This window comes from Sulfitobacter delicatus, assembly GCF_900102535.1.
Classification (GTDB): domain Bacteria; phylum Pseudomonadota; class Alphaproteobacteria; order Rhodobacterales; family Rhodobacteraceae; genus Sulfitobacter; species Sulfitobacter delicatus.
This window is the reverse complement of sequence record NZ_FNBP01000001.1, coordinates 26,473-44,217: the sequence shown is the minus strand read 5'-3', so window position 1 is coordinate 44,217 and position 17,745 is coordinate 26,473. Positions and strand designations below refer to the sequence as shown.

Here is a 17,745-nt window from a genome sequence, read left to right as displayed (position 1 = left end):
TCAACGTCGCGCCCGGTTTCGGGCGCGATCTGTTCGTACTGACATTTTCGAGGAAGCAGCCCCATGGCACGCGACTATCCGCTAGAACGCTACCGCAACTTCGGCATCATGGCCCACATCGATGCCGGCAAGACCACTTGCTCCGAGCGTATCCTTTTCTACACCGGCAAATCCCACAACATCGGTGAGGTGCACGACGGCGCCGCAACGATGGACTGGATGGAGCAGGAACAGGAACGCGGGATTACCATTACATCCGCCGCGACCACCACGTTCTGGCAGCGCCAGGAAGAGCCCACAGCCGATGCGACATCCGACACCAAGTTCCGGATGAACATCATCGACACCCCCGGCCACGTTGACTTCACCATTGAAGTTGAGCGTTCGCTGGCGGTTCTCGATGGCGCGGTTGCCGTGCTTGACGCCAACGCCGGTGTTGAGCCACAGACCGAAACCGTGTGGCGTCAGGCTGACCGCTACAAGGTTCCGCGTATTGTTTTTGTCAACAAGATGGACAAAATCGGCGCGGACTTCTTCAACTGCGTGAAAATGATCAAGGAACGCACAGGCGCCACGCCTGCGCCGATCCAGATCCCAATCGGTGCCGAGAACGAGCTGGAAGGCATCGTTGATCTGGTCACCATGAAAGAATGGGTCTGGTCCGGTGAGGATCTGGGTGCCGGCTGGGAACAGCGCGACATCCGTGACAGCCTGAAGGACACCGCCGACGAATGGCGTGCCAAGCTCATCGAGACCGCGGTCGAGATGGACGACGAGGCGATGGAAAACTACCTGATGGACGGCGCCGAGCCGGACGTCGACACCCTGCGCGACCTGATCCGTAAGGGCACGCTGGCGATCAAATTCATCCCCGTTCTCTGTGGCTCCGCCTTCAAGAACAAAGGTGTTCAGCCGCTGTTGAACGCCGTGATCGACTATCTGCCCAGCCCGCTGGACGTTGTCGACTACATGGGCTTCAAGCCGGGCGATGAGACAGAAACCCGTAACATCCCGCGCCGCGCGGATGACAATATGGCGTTCTCTGGCCTTGCGTTCAAAATCATGAACGACCCCTTCGTGGGCTCGCTGACCTTTACCCGCGTTTACTCGGGCGTGCTTAAGAAGGGCGATACCCTTCTGAACTCGACGAAAGGTAAGAAAGAGCGCGTCGGTCGTATGATGATGATGCACTCGATCAACCGTGAGGAGATCGAAGAAGCCTTTGCGGGCGACATCATCGCGCTTGCCGGTCTGAAAGACACCACCACAGGTGACACGCTCTGCGCGCAGAACGATCCGGTGGTTCTGGAAACCATGACCTTCCCCGATCCGGTGATCGAGATCGCGGTTGAGCCGAAGACCAAGGCCGACCAGGAAAAGATGTCTGCTGGTCTGGCCCGTTTGGCCGCCGAAGACCCCTCTTTCCGCGTCGAAACCGATCTGGAATCCGGTCAGACCATTATGAAGGGCATGGGCGAACTTCACCTCGACATCTTGGTGGATCGCCTCAAGCGTGAATTCAAGGTCGAAGCGAACATCGGTGCGCCGCAGGTTGCTTATCGTGAGACGATCAGCCGCGAAGCCGAAATCACTTACACCCACAAGAAACAGTCGGGTGGTTCGGGTCAGTTCGGTGAAGTGAAAATGATCCTGATGCCGACCGAGCCAGGCGAAGGTTACTCCTTTGAGAGCCGCATCGTCGGTGGTGCCATTCCCAAGGAATACATCCCGGGTGTGGAAAAGGGTATCAAGTCGGTTCTGGACTCCGGTCCGCTGGCGGGCTTCCCGGTCATCGACTTCAAGGTTGCTCTGATTGACGGTAAGTTCCACGACGTTGACTCCAGCGTTCTGGCCTTTGAAATCGCCGCCCGTATGGGTATGCGCGAAGGCATGAAGAAGGCTGGCGCGAAACTGCTGGAACCGATCATGAGGGTCGAAGTTGTGACACCGGAAGAATACACCGGTGGCATCATTGGTGACCTGACATCCCGTCGTGGTCAGGTGCAGGGTCAAGACACGCGCGGCAATGCCATCGCGATCGACGCCTTCGTGCCGCTTGCGAACATGTTCGGCTACATCAACACGCTGCGTTCGATGTCTTCCGGTCGTGCGAACTTCACCATGCAGTTCGACCACTACGAGCCTGTGCCGCAGAACATCTCTGACGAGATCCAGGCCAAGTTTGCTTGATTGAGAGAGCTGGGTGTAAACGATGGTTGTTAATTGCGCTAAGCATAACATCTCGTACTTCGGTGTGCCGAAGTGTGCATCCAGCTCCCTCAAGGCTTTGTTGTATCAGGCAGAGCACGGCGTGGAATTTGTACCCTATACCGGGAAAAACGGGCGTCGGGTTCATATTCATAACGTGTACCCAACTCGCCCTTTTGCGGAAGTGGGGTCCAGCCGTTTAGAAGGTGCTTGGACATTTGCAATGGTTCGAAACCCATTGGCGCGAATAAGTTCTTGCTACAAGAACCGCATTTTAACAGGGCCAGCTAGCAAACGATTGAAGTCGGGCGATCCAGTGGCTGAAGAGATGGGGCTTGCTGCAAACCCCACCTTAGACGCGTTCGTATCAAGGCTCGAAGATTTTCGCACCTTCGATAAGGACGTTTGGTGGCACACTGCCCCTCTCGTCTATTTTCTAGGGGATGACGCGTCTTTCTATAGCGCGCTCTTCGATATGTCGGAATTGGCGTCCTGTTATGAGGCGCTAAAAAAGCATATTGGCAACCTGCCCGCGCTACCGCATTTGCAGCGGCGCGGACAGCATCTAGAGGTCGGTTCGTTTTCGAGCAAATCGATCGACAAAATTCGAGATACCTACGCTAAAGACTTCCAGGTCTACGGCTCGTATTTCGCTTGAAAGAAACTTAAACACCCTGATCCGGGTTGAGACCGGACGCACTTAGGAGGCCACCATGGCAAAGGCAAAGTTTGAACGTAACAAGCCACACGTCAACATCGGCACAATCGGCCACGTTGACCACGGTAAAACCACGCTGACCGCGGCGATCACCAAATACTTCGGTGACTTCCAAGCGTATGACCAGATCGACGGCGCGCCCGAAGAAAAGGCCCGCGGCATCACCATCTCGACCGCGCACGTCGAGTATGAGACCGAGGCCCGTCACTACGCTCACGTCGACTGCCCCGGCCACGCTGACTATGTGAAAAACATGATCACCGGTGCCGCTCAGATGGACGGCGCGATCCTCGTCGTGAACGCCGCCGATGGCCCAATGCCCCAGACGCGTGAGCACATCCTGCTCGGCCGTCAGGTTGGCATCCCCGCCATGGTTGTCTTCATGAACAAAGTTGACCAGGTCGACGACGAAGAACTGCTTGAGCTGGTTGAGATGGAAATCCGCGAGCTGCTGTCGTCCTACGACTACCCCGGCGACGACATCCCCGTTGTGCCCGGTTCCGCTCTGGCGGCGATGGAAGGCAACAAGCCCGAAATCGGCGAAGAAGCGATCAAGAAGCTGATGGCCGCTGTGGACGAGTACATCCCGACGCCCGAGCGCGCCGTGGACCAGCCCTTCCTGATGCCCGTCGAAGACGTGTTCTCGATCTCCGGTCGTGGTACCGTTGTGACCGGTCGTGTCGAGCGTGGCGTGATCAACGTGGGCGACGAAATCGAAATCGTCGGCATCCGCGACACCAAGAAAACGACCTGCACAGGCGTCGAAATGTTCCGCAAGCTGCTGGACCGTGGTGAAGCTGGCGACAACATCGGCGCGCTGCTGCGTGGCGTTGAGCGTGACGGCGTTGAGCGTGGTCAGGTTCTCTGCAAGCCGGGTTCCGTGACCCCGCACACCAAGTTCGAAGCCGAAGCCTACATCCTCACCAAAGAGGAAGGTGGCCGTCACACGCCGTTCTTCGCGAACTACCGTCCGCAGTTCTACTTCCGTACGACTGACGTGACCGGCACTGTTCAGCTGGCAGAAGGCACCGAGATGGTCATGCCAGGCGACAACGTGTCCTTCGGCGTTGAGCTGATCGCACCGATCGCCATGGAAAACGGCCTGCGCTTCGCGATCCGCGAAGGTGGTCGGACTGTTGGCGCAGGGGTCGTTTCCAAAATCACTGAGTGATTTTGGAACGGGCCTTCGGGTCTGACCTGTAAGACTTTGAAAGGCCGCAGCACTCGCTGCGGCCTTTTGCTTTGCCGGGGCGGCCTTAACCGCCCATCTCCTTATGCTCGGCACAAACGTACCGAGCCGGAGCCGACATGACCCATACCCCCCGCGCCATCGCTGACCTGCCCACGCCCTGCGCTTTGCTTGATGAGCCGCGCATGACGCGCAATATTTCGCGTTTGGCACAACAGGCCGAAGACATAGGCGTCACCCTCCGCCCGCATCTCAAGACGTGCAAATCACTGGACGTCGCGCAGCGGCTGCTGACAGGCGGGACCGGTCCTGCGATGGTTTCGACCCTCGCTGAGGCAGAGGTCTTTGCCGACGCCGGCGTGACGGACACCACCTATGGGGTTGGCATCGCCCTGAACAAACTTGACCGTGTGCTTGCCCTGCTGCGACGCGGCTGCCGCTTGACTGTATTGGTAGACAACGCGCCGCAAGCCCGCGCCGTCGCCGAAGCGTCGCGGATGGCGGGCATCCCTATTCCTGCCTTGATAGAGATCGACAGCGATGGCCACCGCAGCGGGCTTTCGCCCCATGATCCGGCGCTGATTGAGATCGGGCGGTTGCTGGAAGAGGGCGGGGCGGAGCTGGCCGGGGTGTTGACCCATGCGGGGGAGAGTTACGGCGCGGTCGGGCAGGCGGCGCAAGCGCGCTTTGCTTGCGCGGAACGAGACGCAGCGGTGCAAGCGGCGAAGCGGTTGCGCGAGGTGGGGCTGCCCTGCCCGGTGGTGAGCGTCGGCTCTACGCCCACCGCCCATGCCGCGACCGACCTCAGCGGCGTGACGGAACTGCGCGCCGGGGTCTATGTCTTTTTCGATCTGGTCATGGCCGGGATCGGCGCCTGTGCTGTGGAAGATCTGGCGCTTTCGGTGCTGACCTCGGTGATAGGGGCGCAAAAGGACAAGGGCTGGCTGATGGTGGATGCAGGCTGGATGGCGCTGTCGCGCGACCGGGGTACGGCGGCGCAGGCGGTGGATCAGGGCTATGGGCTGGTCTGTGATGTGGAGGGGAATGTCTTGCCGGATTTGATCGTGGCGCAGTGCAGTCAGGAGCATGGGACGATTGCCGCGCGGCCGGGGTCTGGGGCGCAGGTGCCGTATTTAGCGCCGGGGACGTTGTTGCGGATTTTGCCGAACCATGCCTGTGCGACGGCGGCGCAGCATGGGGGGTATCATGTGTTGGACGGAGAGGGGGATGTGACGGGGTATTGGGCGCGGTTTGGGGGGTGGTGATGGCGCTATGGGTTGAACGCTGGCCGGGTTGAGAGGCTCGACCTGGGTGTGATTGAACGCTGGCGGGGTGCGCTGTCATGCCTTGACCGGCATGACTTTGCGCACTGGTTCTAAAAACCGAGGCGTTTTTAGAACCCTCTTGCCCCCGATCTCGATTCACCCTATAGGACGCCCATCACCGGGGTGCGTCAGACGCGCCCCGTTTGATTTGATACCAAGGCGCGATGAGGGGGCGGGATGAGCCTGTTTCCTCCAATCCGTTGAAATCCCAAAATAAGGGATATGCATATGGCCGCTCAAAGCCAGAACATCCGCATTCGCCTCAAGGCGTTTGACTATCGGGTGCTCGATTCTTCCACACAGGAAATCGTCAGCACTGCCAAGCGCACTGGCGCTTCGGTCCGCGGTCCGATTCCGCTGCCGAACAAAATCGAGAAATTCACCGTTCTGCGTGGTCCCCACGTTGACAAGAAATCCCGTGACCAGTTCGAAATCCGCACGCACAAGCGTCTGCTGGATATCATTGATCCGACCCCCCAGACCGTGGACGCGCTGATGAAGCTCGACCTCGCCGCTGGCGTGGACGTCGAGATCAAGCTGCAATCGTAAAGCTGGGAGGGTAATCATATGTTGCGCTCAGGCGTTATTGCAAAAAAAGTCGGCATGACCCGGCTGTTCATGGAAGACGGCAAGCAGATTCCTGTGACCGTTCTCCAGTTGGACAAGCTTCAGGTTGTCGCACAGCGCACCGCAGAACGTGACGGCTATACCGCCGTTCAGCTGGGTGCCGGTACGGCGAAAGCCAAACGTACAAGCCAAGCCATGCGTGGCCACTTCGCTGCGGCGAAAGTGGAACCCAAGCGCAAGGTTGCTGAGTTCCGCGTCGACGCCGACGCGATGCTCGAAGTCGGTGAGGAAATCATCGCGGACCATTACTTCGCTGGTCAGTATGTTGACGTTGCAGGCACTTCGATCGGTAAAGGTTTTGCCGGTGCGATGAAGCGTCACAACTTCGGCGGTCTGCGGGCGACACACGGTGTTTCCATCAGCCACCGTTCGCACGGCTCCACAGGCCAGTGTCAGGATCCCGGCAAGGTTTTCAAAGGTAAGAAAATGGCCGGTCACATGGGCGCTGCCCGTGTCACCACGCAAAACCTCGAAGTCGTCAAGACTGACAGCGCGCGTGGCCTGATCATGGTGAAAGGCGCCGTTCCTGGCTCCAAAGGTGGCTGGGTCACTGTCAAGGATGCGGTCAAAAAGCCGTTCCCCGAAGACGCGATTCTGCCCGCCGCTCTGAAATCCGCCGCTGAAGAAGCCGCCAAAGCCGCCGAAGAGGCAGCCGCCGCAGCCGCAGCAGAGGCCGAAGCCGAAGCCAAGCGTTTGGCCGAAGAGCAAGCCGCACAGGAAGCCGAAGCGCTGAAAGCCGCAGAAGCTGAAATCGCAGCTGAAGGTTCGGATGCCGACAATTCCGATGCCGACGCTGACAAGAAAGAAGGTGACGCATGAAACTCGATGTCATCAAACTCGACGGTGGCAAGGCCGGGTCCGTAGACCTGGACGAAGCCCTGTTCGGCTTGGAGCCGCGTGCCGACATCCTGCACCGCGTCGTGCGCTGGCAGCGTAACAACGCGCAGCAGGGTACGCACAAGGTCAAGACACGGTCCGAGACCAGCTACTCGACGAATAAGATCTATCGCCAAAAAGGCACCGGCGGCGCTCGCCACGGTGACCGGAACGCGCCGATCTTCCGTAAGGGTGGTATCTACAAGGGTCCAACCCCGCGTAGCCACGGCCACGAGCTGACCAAGAAGTTCCGCAAGCTGGGCCTGTGCCACGCGCTGTCCGCGAAGATGAAAGCCGGTTCGCTGGTGATCATCGACGAAGCAACATCCGAGGGCAAAACCGCCGCTCTGGCCAAGCAGGTGTCGAACCTGGGCTGGAAACGCGCGCTGGTCATCGATGGCGCTTCGGTCAACGAGAACTTCGCACAGGCCGCACGCAACATCGAAGGTCTGGATATCCTGCCGTCGATGGGCGCAAACGTCTATGACATCCTCAAGCGTGACACTCTGGTGATCACCAAAGCGGGGATCGAAGCATTGGAGGCACGCCTGAAATGAGCGCCAAGCATGAACACTACGACGTGATCCGCAAGCCGATCATCACCGAGAAAGCAACCATGGCGTCCGAGCAGAACGCTGTCGTTTTCGAAGTGGCGATTGAAAGCAACAAGCCGATGATCAAAGAGGCCGTTGAGGCGCTCTTTAACGTCAAGGTGAAGGCCGTGAACACGTCCATCACCAAAGGCAAGGTCAAGCGTTTCCGGGGCCAGATGGGCCGCCGCAAGGACGTGAAAAAGGCTTATGTGACGCTCGAAGAGGGCAACACGATCGACGTCTCGACCGGCCTGTAAGGCTGACGGAAAGACATTTAGGAAAGGCCTCCGCTTTGCGGGGGCCTTTTCGTTTCAGAGATGATAGGTCAGGGCATTGGCGATCAGCAGGCGCAGTGGGCTGTCGTCAATGGGCGGGTCGGCAGTGAACAGAACTGCCCGGTTGCCCTCGTAAGAAAATTCGCTGGGGAAAGTTGCACTGAAATCCGAGATCAACGCGGTCTGGCAGTGGACGTAGAGCGCAAAGCCTCCGGATTTTGGGGTGCCGAGCCTTAACGTCGTTCCGGACTTTGTCTCGGGCGTCAGATAGGCCGGTTGTCCCCATTTCAGCGTTTCTTCTATCCGGCCCGTACCGTCAGTTCGCTCAGCCACTTCAAAGATCAACTGCCGTAAATGCAACAGGCCCGGCCGAACGGCATGCGGGAATGCCGCAAAGGCCCTGCGAACCTGCGAACTCTGAAAGGGGGGCTGGGGATCGTCCATGCGCTAGCCTAGGTCCGAACGACTGTGAGGGCAAATCCGCAAAACCGGCTGAATCTGGCCGCGAAGCGGTAAACCTCGCGTTAATAGTGAAGCCATACGTTGCTTGCTGCGTACATTCCTCTACAAGACAACAGGCAACGATAAAAAGCAGATAGATGTCTCACGAAAATGTATCCTCTGGCGCGCCTTCGGACGTGTCGAACGCACGCGACTGGGTTCGGGTGCTCGCGCGTTACCGCGAGCCGAGCACTTGGCGCAGCAGTTTTGAACTGGCGGTCACGCTTGGCCCCTTCCTTTTGCTCTGGGCGCTGGCCTGGTGGGCGCTCTCGGTCAGCGGCTGGTTGGCCTTTGGCATTTCACTGGTCAATGCGGGTTTCCTGCTGCGGCTCTTTGCGATCCAGCATGACTGCGGCCATGCGGCGTTCTTTAACAGCCGCCGGACCAGCGATTGGGTAGGTCGGGTTCTCGGGGTATTGACCCTCACACCCTATGACGTCTGGCGCCGAACCCATTCGATCCACCATTCCTCGGCGGGCAACCTGAGCCGTCGGGGCATTGGTGACGTACATACGCTGACCTTGGCCGAATACCGCGCCATGGGGCCACTGGGGCGGTTTCATTACCGGCTCTACCGCAATCCTGTGGTGCTGTTTGGTCTCGGGCCAAGCTACTTGTTTTTCCTTCAAAACCGGGTGCCGCTGGGGCTTATGGCCAAGGCGCGGTATTGGGTCAGCGCGATGGGCACCAACCTGTCGATCCTTACCGCTCTCGCCGTAATCTTCTATTTCGGGGGGATCATGCCGATCCTGCTGATCTTTGTGCCGAGCACTTTGCTGGCGGCGACCGCGGGCATGTGGCTCTTCTATGTGCAGCACCAGTTCGAAACGACCCATTGGGAAGAGAATCAGAACTGGGACTTGCATGATGCAGCGTTCCACGGCTCGTCGCATTACATCCTGCCGCGGCCTCTGCAGTGGCTGAGCGCGAACATCGGCATTCATCATGTCCACCACCTCTATAGCCGCATCCCGTTCTACCGCTTGCCGGAAGTCCTGCGCGATCATGCGCCGCTTGCCGAGGGGAATAAGATGACGATCCGTGAAAGTCTTACTAACGCGCGGCTGCATCTTTGGGATGAAAACACCAAGCGGCTGCTGTCTTTTGCCCAGGCGCGCCGGGCCGCTTAACTTAAATTAAGTTAAAAACCGGGCTTGTTTTGGAACGGCCTCCGCCTCGGCGGGGGCCGTTTTTGCTTGGGGCGACAACCTTTGCAGTGTCTTATCGGATAGCGCTGCGCCTCATTCGCAATCATGCTGCGACTGGCCAAAATGTTCCAAAAAAAAGCCGGTAATTTTCTTGGAACACAGCAGAAACTTGCCGGTTGTCTCACCATGGAAGAAGGGGCGGTCGCCGCCTCGCAAGTTCATCAAATGGGAGAGACCTTATGATCTATACCAAGACACTCATGGTTGGCGTATCCGCCGTAGCCCTTTTCGCCGCCGCTCCGGTGCTGGCGCAGGACGCGACTGAAAAGGTCGAAGAGACCATCGAGCGCAATGCAGAAGCCGAAGCTGAGATGGAAGCTGGCGCGGAAGTTGAAGCCGAAGTTGAAGGCGACGCTGCAGCCACTGCCAATGTCGCAGGCGGTCAGGTTGTTGTTGAGCAGGAAGATGCCAACGTCGACGTGAAAGTGCCCGAGCCGGATGTAAACGTGTCTCAGGAAGCTCCGGTTGTGACTGTTGAGCAGGCCCAGCCCGAAGTGACCGTTCAGGTGCCCGAGCCGACAGTGCGCGTGCAGCAGCAGGCCCCGATCATGACCGTCGAGCAGGCACAGCCGCAAGTAACCGTCCGCATCCCCGAGCCCGTCGTGACCGTTCAGGTGCCGAAGCCGCAGGTTGATGTCGATACTGGCGAGCCGATCGTTGATCTGGAGCAGCCGGAGCCCGTCGTGAAGTTCGTGCGCCCCGAGCCGAAGATCACAATCGAAGAAGCCGAACCCCGCGTAACTGTTGAGCAGGCCGAAGCCGATGTGAACGTTGCTGAGTCCGATGAGGCACAGGTCGACGTGAAGCAGGAAGAAGCCAACGTGAACGTTGAGCAGAGCGACGATGCTAATGTGGTTGTCGAAGAAGCTGCTGAGCCGGAAGTTAACGTTGAAGGCTCCGAAGAAGCTGAAGTGAACGTCGAGCAGGAACAGGCCCGCGTTCTGATGGAAGACTTTAACGCCGACGAGCAGGGCAACATGTCCGACGAAGACCGTGCGCGTTATCAGGAAGACGTCCAGCGTCTGCCCATCTTTGACCTGAGCGCCGATGACCTGAAAGGCCGTAGCGTTGCAACCGAGACCGGTGAAGATGTAGGCGAGATCGACTTTATCGGCGTCCGTGGTGACACCGTTGTTGCGATCGTCGGCGTTGGTGGTTTCCTTGGCATGGGCGAAAACGAAGTCGCCATTCCAGTAGAGAAGCTGATCCTGCGTGAAGACGAAGTGATCGTCCCCGGTGTGACCGAAGAGCGTCTGGAAAGCATGCCAGAGTTCAACGAAGCCGAAGTGAAAATCCTTGAGCCAGGTATGCGTCTGGCCGAGAGCATCGGCCTTGACTAAACCCAACGCGGTTTATGCATAAGCTATCGAGAGAAGGCGCTTCGGCGCCTTCTTTTTTGTCGGCATCTTTGTCAGCATGGAGAGCGGGAAACCGCCTTTGCTGGAACTGCTCATATTAAATGTCTTGCTTTGTGGGGGCAGGGCGGCGATACAGGCCCTGCGACGTTACTACACTATCGATTATTCTGCTCCTTACGGCTCAGTCTGACGATCTTTAACTGACTTAGCCGACCTGCCGCATTCCGCGGGCAGTTTTTATCTAGGAGTACGACGATGGCCAATGGCACCGTCAAATGGTTCAACGCAACTAAAGGTTTTGGTTTTATCGCCCCCGAGGGCAGCAGCAAAGACGTGTTCGTGCACATCTCTGCCGTTGAGCGCGCCGGCCTGACCGGTCTGGACGACAACCAGAAAGTGACTTTCGACATCGAAGCTGGCCGTGATGGCCGCGAGAGCGCAGCGAACCTCGCACTGGCCTAAGCCAGTCGGGTGCCGTAACGCACCGATGTTAGAATGATTGAGAAGGGCGCATCGGTTTCGATGCGCCCTTTTTCTTTTGCGCAACTTGTGGTCTTACTTAAGCTTTCCTGCGGGCAGTAGAGGGGCATACATATGACAACTCAAACCGATGACGAAATTCAAACCGACGATTCTATCGATGAGGTAACAGAAACCTCGACCGTAGAGTTTAACATAGTTGTCACCGCAACCGATTGGAGCTTGAATCAACTCGCAACAATGTTTCAATCTGAGGATATAATCGTTCCAGACTACCAGCGTAAGTTTGTCTGGGATATTCGTAGAGCATCTAAATTGATCGAGTCCTTTGCAATCGGATTGCCGGTTCCGCAAGTATTCTTTTACGAAAATAGTGACGGGCAACTTGAAGTAATCGACGGCCAGCAGAGGATCACTTCGATTGCGTATTTTTTTGAAGGATATTTTGGGCCGCCGAACGCTTCGGGAAATCGGAAGGTTTTCGGATTAAAAGGGTTGGAGCAGCGGCGTGAATTAGAGGGTATGACGTTTGAAGACTTAGACGAACGGACTAGGCGAAAATTGAAAAACACTAGCCTCCGTGGTGTAACTGTGAAGCAACTAACGCCAGAGGAAGAACAGCCGGAAAGTGTTTATCATATTTTCGAAAGGCTCAATACAGGCGGGCAGCCACTCAATGCTCAAGAGATCAGGAACGCCGTCTATCGTGGCCCGATTTTGGCTAATCTCGAAAAATTGAATAAAAACCCCCACTGGCGAGCAATCTACGGCAAGCCAGAACCTGATCCTAAGCAGAGGGATATAGAGTTAATACTTCGACTTTTCTCTTTGTTTGAGAATGTAGAGCAGTACTCGCCACCTATGAAGGACTTTCTCTCACGTGAAATGGCCCTCAACAAAGAATTCGACGACGAACGCGCCGCTAGGTTCATCAAAAGCTTCCAACGAGTAGCAAAGGTAGTGAATGAGGCGCTGGAAAAAGCGTTTCGTCCCAGAGGTCTTCTGAATGCTGCAACCTTAGAGGCTGTGATGGGCGTCTTGTTGGAATTGCCTAAGAGTTTTACGTTTGATAGCAAAATGTATGACCGGCTAATCGTTGATGAAGGCTTCGTAGAGGCGATTTCATCCAACACGACAAGCCGAGATCAGGTCTTGTCGCGTCGCCATATCGCTCAACAAGTACTAGCATCCAATGAATGAAGTCGTTGCGTCACATTTTAAACATATTAGAGAACTTGCGAGGAGTATTGAAGGACGACTTGACCAAGACACTGCGGTTGACCGGAAGATTAAAGGTGAGCTTGCGGGAATGTTCTCGGTTACGATAGTCGCAACATACGAGAGCATAATTAAAGAAACACTTATCGAATATGCTGGTCGCTTTCACTCGAAGTATCAATCCCATGTCGAGGGTGATTTCTCTAAGATGAACGCGCGAATTTCGCTGGACAACTTGAAGGCGTATTCTATCCAGTTTGGATTAGCGCCTTGGCGAGATGCCGATGCACCCAGAAACGCGACGACTTTCCATAAGGTACTGCATCTGGACCGCCCGATCATCGAAAGACGATTCAGAAAGGACCTTGCAGCGAGCTATGGGAACCTGTTTCGATGGCGTAATGATTACGCTCATGAACGTACAGCTAGTACCACGTTTGGCGAAGTCTACGAGTCCCATAGGGTGGGGCAGTATGTTATCCGGGCATTCGTTAAGGCGTTCGAACAGGGGTAGACATCCTTTCTTGGCAACACTAAGAACCCCCATCGGCCCAGACCCCGGATTCGTCCGGGGTTTGGCTATTTGAACGATCCCGGTGGATCGGATGCTTAGCTCGCAAGAGATAATCGCCCCATCTGCCACTCCTACAGGGGACCTTCGGGGCCCTATAACCAACGCGCCTTCGTCTCGATGCGGGCGTGCCAAGCAAACGGAAGACAGAGAACATGGCACTCAAGTCGTACAAACCGACGACGCCAGGCCAGCGTGGACTGGTACTGATCGACCGTTCGGAGCTGTGGAAAGGCCGCCCGGTCAAAGCCCTTACTGAGGGTTTGACCAAATCTGGCGGTCGGAACAACACCGGACGAATCACAATGCGTCGTACAGGTGGTGGTGCAAAGCGCCTCTACCGTATCGTTGATTTCAAGCGTAACAAGCTGGACATGTCCGCTGTTGTCGCGCGGATCGAATATGACCCCAACCGGACCGCTTTCATCGCACTGATCCAGTACGAAGACGGCGAGCAGGCCTACATCCTGGCCCCCCAGCGTCTGGCCATCGGCGACAAGATCATCGCCGGCGCCAAAGTGGACATCAAACCCGGTAACGCGATGCCTTTCTCGGGCATGCCGATCGGTACGATCGTCCACAACATCGAGATGAAGCCCGGCAAGGGCGGTCAGATCGCACGTGCCGCCGGCACCTACGCCCAGTTCGTGGGTCGTGACGGTGGCTACGCTCAGATCCGTCTGAGCAGCGGCGAGCTGCGTCTCGTGCGTCAGGAATGCATGGCCACCGTTGGTGCCGTGTCCAACCCCGACAACTCGAACCAGAACTACGGTAAAGCGGGCCGCATGCGTCACAAGGGCATCCGTCCTTCTGTACGTGGTGTGGTGATGAACCCGATCGACCACCCGCACGGTGGTGGTGAAGGCCGGACCTCTGGTGGTCGTCACCCGGTTACCCCTTGGGGTAAGCCTACGAAGGGTGCCAAGACCCGCAACAAGAACAAAGCGTCCAGCAAGCTTATCATCCGCTCGCGTCACGCCAAGAAGAAGGGGCGTTAATTCATGGCTCGTTCAGTATGGAAAGGTCCTTTTGTTGACTCTTATGTCCTCAAAAAGGCAGAGGCTTCCCGCGAGGGCGGCCGTAACGAAGTGATCAAGATCTGGTCGCGCCGCAGCACGATCCTGCCCCAGTTCGTGGGCCTGACGTTTGGCGTGTACAACGGTCATAAGCACATCCCTGTTAACGTTAGCGAAGACATGATCGGTCAGAAGTTCGGTGAATACTCCCCGACTCGGACCTACTACGGTCATGCCGCCGACAAAAAAGCGAAGCGGAAATAAGCCATGAGCAAGGATAAGAATCCCCGCCGCGTGGCAGACAACGAAGCAATGGCAAAACTGCGCATGCTTCGCACCAGCCCGCAGAAACTGAACCTGGTTGCAGCTTTGATCCGTGGCAAGTCCGTGGACAAGGCGTTGACTGACCTCACCTTCTCCAAGAAGCGGGTCGCGCAGGACGTGAAGAAATGCCTTCAGTCCGCGATTGCCAACGCCGAGAACAACCACAACCTGGACGTCGATGAGCTCATCGTGGCCGAGGCCTATGTTGGTAAGAACCTGACCATGAAGCGCGGTCGCCCGCGGGCCCGTGGCCGGTTTGGCAAAATCATCAAGCCGTTTGCCGAGATCACGATCAAAGTGCGTCAAGTTGAGGAGCAAGCCTGATGGGTAACAAAGTCAATCCGATCGGTATGCGTCTTCAGGTGAACCGCACCTGGGACAGCCGCTGGTACGCCGACACCAAGGATTACGGTGATCTTCTGCTCGAAGACCTCGCAATCCGCGACTTCATCAAGAAAGAGTGCCACCAAGCTGGTGTTGCCCGTGTGATCATCGAACGTCCGCACAAAAAGTGCCGCGTGACGATCCACACAGCACGCCCTGGTGTCATCATTGGCAAGAAAGGCGCGGACATCGAGACGCTGCGCCAGAAGATCGCCAAGATGACCAACTCGGAACTGCACCTCAACATCGTTGAAGTGCGCAAGCCCGAGCTGGACGCACATCTGGTTGGTGAGAGCATCGCACAGCAGCTGGAGCGCCGGGTGTCTTTCCGCCGCGCCATGAAACGTGCCGTGCAGAACGCCATGCGCATGGGCGCACTGGGCATCCGCGTGAACCTCGCGGGTCGTCTTGGTGGGGCCGAAATCGCGCGTACCGAATGGTACCGTGAGGGTCGCGTGCCGCTGCACACATTGCGTGCCGACATCGATTACGCACATGTCGAAGCGGCCACCGCTTACGGCATCATCGGGATCAAGACATGGATCTTCAAGGGCGAGATCATGGAACATGACCCCGCCGCGCGTGACCGTAAGGCACAGGAACTCCAAGACGGCCCAGCACCTCGCGGTGCCGGCGGTCGTCGCTAAGGGGGAATGACAAATGCTTCAACCAAAGCGTACTAAATTCCGTAAGCAGTTTAAGGGCTCGATCAAGGGTCTGGCAAAGGGCGGGTCTGACCTGAACTTTGGCACCTACGGCCTGAAGGCACTGCAGCCGGAGCGGGTTACCGCCCGTCAAATCGAAGCGGCACGCCGTGCCATGACGCGTCACATGAAGCGTCAGGGCCGTGTCTGGATCCGCATTTTCCCGGACGTTCCGGTAACCTCCAAGCCCGTCGAAGTTCGTATGGGTAAAGGTAAAGGTTCCGTCGACTTCTGGGCCGCCAAGGTCAAGCCGGGCCGTATCATGTTCGAAATCGACGGTGTCGGTGAAGACGTGGCACGCGAAGCCCTGCGTCTGGCAGCCATGAAGCTGCCGATCAAGACCCGGGTTGTGGTCCGCGAGGACTGGTAAGCCTCTCGCCCCGTCTGGGGTGATTGCAAAACGAAAAGAACCCCCGCCGAGCGATCGGCGGGGGTTTTGCTTTGTCAGGAGGTCGCGGGCTGCGGCAGGTCGAGCCAGAGTTTCCCTTTGCGGTAGCCGCCTTTCACCAAATGGCCTGGCTCGGTCACTTCTGGATGCGCCTCGGCCCAGTCGCGGAACTGGTCACGGCTCACGATCTGGCCGCGATAGTCCTTCGCGGCTTTCAGGATGAACGGGTCTGCAGGGGTGCCTTTGGGGACGACCATCACGCGATCCACCGGCAGATCGAGCTGCGCGCTGAGCGCCCGGTCATGCTGATATTGCCCGACCAGCAGATAGCCTGCGTTAGCATCAAAAACCACGCCGGGGGTATAGCCGTGGGCGCGGAGGTGGTCGACGACATCTCGAACGGTCTGGATGTTCGGCGTTCCGTCCTGCCAGTGCATGACGTTCGAGCCATCAATAATGATCCACTTTTGCCGTGCCCCCGCGCGCCACGCTTTCACCCATAGAATGACGCTTGCGATGAGGCCGGGGAGGGCGATCAGCAGGAAGTCCGACCATTCGGGGCGGCTATAAGCAATACCGACAGAAAGGGCCGAGGCAAATAGGAGGAGGGAAGGAGTCTTCATGTCGCCGTGGTCCTTAGGGTCGGGTGCTACTTTAGGGCGAGCATTGCGAATATCGGATGGGCGGGCAAGGCCGTTGCGGCTGGTCAGTTGGCGCGCGTGCGGCTACCATTGATGTGCGCCCCCGGAGTCCCTGCCTAGAAAGGCCCAGTCCTATGAAGCACGTCCCGAAGCCCAACACCGACGAAGACCTGATCCGCGCCTTTCTCGATAAGGGCGGGGAGGTGAAGAAGGGCAAGACCAAGCCGATGCCGAGCGATCTGGGGCTGAGCAACAATCAGTGGGGCAACAAGCTGACTAAGGAAGAGAAGGCGGCAGTCAAGGCGCAGGAAGAAGCGGCGAAAAAGGCTAAGAAGTAGACCATAGCCCGGAATCAAGCCGCAGGCGCCGGGCCATCGCCTGCCCGCCCGGACGGGTAGGCGATTGACCAAGGCTGGGTGGCACTTTGCTAAGTCACGTCACATTTGAACCATAAAGTGGCAAGGTCCAACCGTTGGATCGCCGACCCGCAGGCAGACGATGGCCCTCGGCATCAAGCCCAGTTGTAGTTAAAACTTACCGAGACCCGATCTTCTTCGATCATGTTCATCGGCACCTCATGCCGCAGCCAGCTTTCCCAAAGCAGCACATCGCCCGCTTCGGGCGCGACATAGATAAAGGGCCGCAACTCTTCGCGCGCCTCCTTCACCCGACCGGGGGCCGCCATCATCATCGGCAGGCGTGGGTCTTCAAAACGGATCGCGCTGGCCCCTTCGGGCATGGTCACATAGGTCGTGCCCGAAATCACCGAATGCGGGTGAATATGCGAGGTATGGATGCCGCCCTCGGGCAGGATGTTCAGCCAAAGTGAATCCAACACTAGCTTGCGGTCGCCGAGATCGAATTCGAGGTCTTTGGCAAAGGCCGCGACATGTTTGTCCAGCACCGCGACGAGATCCTTAAAGATCGGGAAGCGGTAGGGCAGGTCGTCCAGCGAGGCGTAAGAGGTGTAGCCGGCATAGCCGTTCTCTTCGCACCAGTCCTGACCGGCCTCGTCATCCTCGGCGATCGAGAAACAAGAGGCGGCGAGCTCATCGGTGTCGATGGGTTTGCCATGCGCCGAAAGGGCGGCATGATAGAGGCGGGTGGCGAAAAGCGATTTGATGTTTGACATGGGCTCTAT

The 17,745-nt window shown here is 57.6% G+C and carries 22 protein-coding genes; 19 read left to right on the top strand and 3 right to left on the bottom strand.

Annotated elements, in window-relative coordinates; translation table 11 throughout:
• Positions 1–63 precede the first annotated feature (63 nt).
• The 8 genes from fusA to BLS57_RS00220 all read left to right on the top strand — a co-directional run bounded on the left by fusA (position 64) and on the right by BLS57_RS00220 (position 7,793).
• Positions 64–2,190 carry an elongation factor G gene (gene fusA / locus BLS57_RS00255; protein WP_093738027.1) on the top strand — a complete coding sequence of 709 codons (2,127 nt, stop codon included), beginning with the start codon at positions 64–66 and terminating at the stop codon, positions 2,188–2,190.
• A 22-nt stretch (positions 2,191–2,212) separates the two neighbouring features.
• Positions 2,213–2,866: a sulfotransferase family 2 domain-containing protein gene (locus BLS57_RS00250; protein ID WP_093738025.1), complete on the top strand. Its 654-nt coding sequence runs from the start codon at positions 2,213–2,215 to the stop codon at positions 2,864–2,866.
• A 55-nt stretch (positions 2,867–2,921) separates the two neighbouring features.
• Complete coding sequence (tuf, locus tag BLS57_RS00245; RefSeq protein WP_093738022.1) at positions 2,922–4,097, top strand: elongation factor Tu; 1,176 nt, start codon at positions 2,922–2,924, stop codon at positions 4,095–4,097.
• Between the two features lie 137 nt (positions 4,098–4,234).
• A complete protein-coding gene (locus tag BLS57_RS00240) occupies positions 4,235–5,380 on the top strand; it encodes a DSD1 family PLP-dependent enzyme (protein WP_093738020.1) in 1,146 nt (381 codons plus the stop codon).
• Between the two features lie 288 nt (positions 5,381–5,668).
• The gene (gene rpsJ, locus BLS57_RS00235; protein WP_007118830.1) at positions 5,669–5,989 is read left to right on the top strand and encodes a 30S ribosomal protein S10; all 321 of its coding nucleotides are present in this window, start codon (positions 5,669–5,671) and stop codon (positions 5,987–5,989) included.
• 18 nt (positions 5,990–6,007) lie between these two features.
• On the top strand, positions 6,008–6,886 hold the full coding sequence (rplC, locus tag BLS57_RS00230; RefSeq protein ID WP_093738018.1) for a 50S ribosomal protein L3: 879 nt from the start codon (positions 6,008–6,010) through the stop codon (positions 6,884–6,886).
• The gene (gene rplD, locus BLS57_RS00225) at positions 6,883–7,500 is read left to right on the top strand and encodes a 50S ribosomal protein L4 (RefSeq protein WP_093738016.1); all 618 of its coding nucleotides are present in this window, start codon (positions 6,883–6,885) and stop codon (positions 7,498–7,500) included. The genes rplC and rplD overlap by 4 nt, the downstream gene beginning before the upstream one ends.
• On the top strand, positions 7,497–7,793 hold the full coding sequence (locus BLS57_RS00220) for a 50S ribosomal protein L23 (RefSeq protein ID WP_007118833.1): 297 nt from the start codon (positions 7,497–7,499) through the stop codon (positions 7,791–7,793). The genes rplD and BLS57_RS00220 overlap by 4 nt, the downstream gene beginning before the upstream one ends.
• 54 nt (positions 7,794–7,847) lie before the next feature.
• Here BLS57_RS00220 and BLS57_RS00215 read toward each other — a convergent pair whose 3' ends face one another.
• Positions 7,848–8,255: a DUF1801 domain-containing protein gene (locus tag BLS57_RS00215; protein ID WP_093738014.1), complete on the bottom strand. Its 408-nt coding sequence runs from the start codon at positions 8,253–8,255 to the stop codon at positions 7,848–7,850.
• 155 nt (positions 8,256–8,410) lie between these two features.
• Here BLS57_RS00215 and BLS57_RS00210 point away from each other — a divergent pair, with 155 nt between their 5' ends.
• The 10 genes from BLS57_RS00210 to rplP all read left to right on the top strand — a co-directional run bounded on the left by BLS57_RS00210 (position 8,411) and on the right by rplP (position 15,945).
• On the top strand, positions 8,411–9,442 hold the full coding sequence (locus BLS57_RS00210; protein ID WP_093738012.1) for a fatty acid desaturase family protein: 1,032 nt from the start codon (positions 8,411–8,413) through the stop codon (positions 9,440–9,442).
• Between the two features lie 257 nt (positions 9,443–9,699).
• Positions 9,700–10,860: a PRC-barrel domain-containing protein gene (locus BLS57_RS00205; protein WP_093738010.1), complete on the top strand. Its 1,161-nt coding sequence runs from the start codon at positions 9,700–9,702 to the stop codon at positions 10,858–10,860.
• A 273-nt stretch (positions 10,861–11,133) separates the two neighbouring features.
• A complete protein-coding gene (locus BLS57_RS00200) occupies positions 11,134–11,340 on the top strand; it encodes a cold-shock protein (RefSeq protein ID WP_093738008.1) in 207 nt (68 codons plus the stop codon).
• 132 nt (positions 11,341–11,472) lie between these two features.
• Positions 11,473–12,558, top strand: coding sequence for a DUF262 domain-containing protein (locus tag BLS57_RS00195; protein ID WP_093738006.1), 1,086 nt, complete (start codon positions 11,473–11,475; stop codon positions 12,556–12,558).
• The gene (locus BLS57_RS20100) at positions 12,551–13,090 is read left to right on the top strand and encodes a HEPN domain-containing protein (RefSeq protein WP_093738004.1); all 540 of its coding nucleotides are present in this window, start codon (positions 12,551–12,553) and stop codon (positions 13,088–13,090) included. Before BLS57_RS00195 ends, BLS57_RS20100 begins: the two co-directional genes overlap by 8 nt.
• Before the next feature lie 212 nt (positions 13,091–13,302).
• Complete coding sequence (rplB, locus tag BLS57_RS00185) at positions 13,303–14,145, top strand: 50S ribosomal protein L2 (protein WP_067625855.1); 843 nt, start codon at positions 13,303–13,305, stop codon at positions 14,143–14,145.
• Positions 14,146–14,148: 3 nt separating this feature from the next.
• Positions 14,149–14,427 (top strand): 30S ribosomal protein S19, encoded by a 279-nt coding sequence (gene rpsS / locus BLS57_RS00180; RefSeq protein WP_007118838.1) that lies wholly within the window; start codon positions 14,149–14,151, stop codon positions 14,425–14,427.
• 3 nt (positions 14,428–14,430) lie between these two features.
• A complete protein-coding gene (gene rplV / locus BLS57_RS00175) occupies positions 14,431–14,811 on the top strand; it encodes a 50S ribosomal protein L22 (protein ID WP_067267968.1) in 381 nt (126 codons plus the stop codon).
• Complete coding sequence (gene rpsC / locus BLS57_RS00170) at positions 14,811–15,518, top strand: 30S ribosomal protein S3 (protein WP_067625857.1); 708 nt, start codon at positions 14,811–14,813, stop codon at positions 15,516–15,518. Before rplV ends, rpsC begins: the two co-directional genes overlap by 1 nt.
• Before the next feature lie 13 nt (positions 15,519–15,531).
• Positions 15,532–15,945, top strand: a complete 414-nt coding sequence (gene rplP / locus BLS57_RS00165) for a 50S ribosomal protein L16 (RefSeq protein ID WP_007118841.1) — start codon at positions 15,532–15,534, stop codon at positions 15,943–15,945.
• Between the two features lie 74 nt (positions 15,946–16,019).
• Here rplP and BLS57_RS00160 read toward each other — a convergent pair whose 3' ends face one another.
• A complete protein-coding gene (locus BLS57_RS00160; protein WP_093738002.1) occupies positions 16,020–16,586 on the bottom strand; it encodes an NYN domain-containing protein in 567 nt (188 codons plus the stop codon).
• 152 nt (positions 16,587–16,738) lie between these two features.
• On the opposite strand from BLS57_RS00160, the gene BLS57_RS00155 reads away from it, so the two are divergent.
• Entirely contained in the window at positions 16,739–16,942 is a 204-nt protein-coding gene (locus tag BLS57_RS00155) for a hypothetical protein (RefSeq protein WP_093738000.1), read from the top strand.
• Between the two features lie 173 nt (positions 16,943–17,115).
• Here the strand turns inward: BLS57_RS00155 and BLS57_RS00150 are convergent, their stop codons facing one another.
• Positions 17,116–17,736, bottom strand: coding sequence for a TIGR02466 family protein (locus BLS57_RS00150; protein ID WP_093737998.1), 621 nt, complete (start codon positions 17,734–17,736; stop codon positions 17,116–17,118).
• Positions 17,737–17,745 lie beyond the last annotated feature (9 nt).

Coding starts and splice junctions, on each gene's coding strand:
- fusA (WP_093738027.1), top strand. CDS start 64: ATGGCACGCGACTATCCGCTAGAACGCTACCGCAACTTCGGCATCATG.
- BLS57_RS00250 (WP_093738025.1), top strand. CDS start 2,213: ATGGTTGTTAATTGCGCTAAGCATAACATCTCGTACTTCGGTGTGCCG.
- tuf (WP_093738022.1), top strand. CDS start 2,922: ATGGCAAAGGCAAAGTTTGAACGTAACAAGCCACACGTCAACATCGGC.
- BLS57_RS00240 (WP_093738020.1), top strand. CDS start 4,235: ATGACCCATACCCCCCGCGCCATCGCTGACCTGCCCACGCCCTGCGCT.
- rpsJ (WP_007118830.1), top strand. CDS start 5,669: ATGGCCGCTCAAAGCCAGAACATCCGCATTCGCCTCAAGGCGTTTGAC.
- rplC (WP_093738018.1), top strand. CDS start 6,008: ATGTTGCGCTCAGGCGTTATTGCAAAAAAAGTCGGCATGACCCGGCTG.
- rplD (WP_093738016.1), top strand. CDS start 6,883: ATGAAACTCGATGTCATCAAACTCGACGGTGGCAAGGCCGGGTCCGTA.
- BLS57_RS00220 (WP_007118833.1), top strand. CDS start 7,497: ATGAGCGCCAAGCATGAACACTACGACGTGATCCGCAAGCCGATCATC.
- BLS57_RS00215 (WP_093738014.1), bottom strand. CDS start 8,255: ATGGACGATCCCCAGCCCCCCTTTCAGAGTTCGCAGGTTCGCAGGGCC.
- BLS57_RS00210 (WP_093738012.1), top strand. CDS start 8,411: ATGTCTCACGAAAATGTATCCTCTGGCGCGCCTTCGGACGTGTCGAAC.
- BLS57_RS00205 (WP_093738010.1), top strand. CDS start 9,700: ATGATCTATACCAAGACACTCATGGTTGGCGTATCCGCCGTAGCCCTT.
- BLS57_RS00200 (WP_093738008.1), top strand. CDS start 11,134: ATGGCCAATGGCACCGTCAAATGGTTCAACGCAACTAAAGGTTTTGGT.
- BLS57_RS00195 (WP_093738006.1), top strand. CDS start 11,473: ATGACAACTCAAACCGATGACGAAATTCAAACCGACGATTCTATCGAT.
- BLS57_RS20100 (WP_093738004.1), top strand. CDS start 12,551: ATGAATGAAGTCGTTGCGTCACATTTTAAACATATTAGAGAACTTGCG.
- rplB (WP_067625855.1), top strand. CDS start 13,303: ATGGCACTCAAGTCGTACAAACCGACGACGCCAGGCCAGCGTGGACTG.
- rpsS (WP_007118838.1), top strand. CDS start 14,149: ATGGCTCGTTCAGTATGGAAAGGTCCTTTTGTTGACTCTTATGTCCTC.
- rplV (WP_067267968.1), top strand. CDS start 14,431: ATGAGCAAGGATAAGAATCCCCGCCGCGTGGCAGACAACGAAGCAATG.
- rpsC (WP_067625857.1), top strand. CDS start 14,811: ATGGGTAACAAAGTCAATCCGATCGGTATGCGTCTTCAGGTGAACCGC.
- rplP (WP_007118841.1), top strand. CDS start 15,532: ATGCTTCAACCAAAGCGTACTAAATTCCGTAAGCAGTTTAAGGGCTCG.
- BLS57_RS00160 (WP_093738002.1), bottom strand. CDS start 16,586: ATGAAGACTCCTTCCCTCCTCCTATTTGCCTCGGCCCTTTCTGTCGGT.
- BLS57_RS00155 (WP_093738000.1), top strand. CDS start 16,739: ATGAAGCACGTCCCGAAGCCCAACACCGACGAAGACCTGATCCGCGCC.
- BLS57_RS00150 (WP_093737998.1), bottom strand. CDS start 17,736: ATGTCAAACATCAAATCGCTTTTCGCCACCCGCCTCTATCATGCCGCC.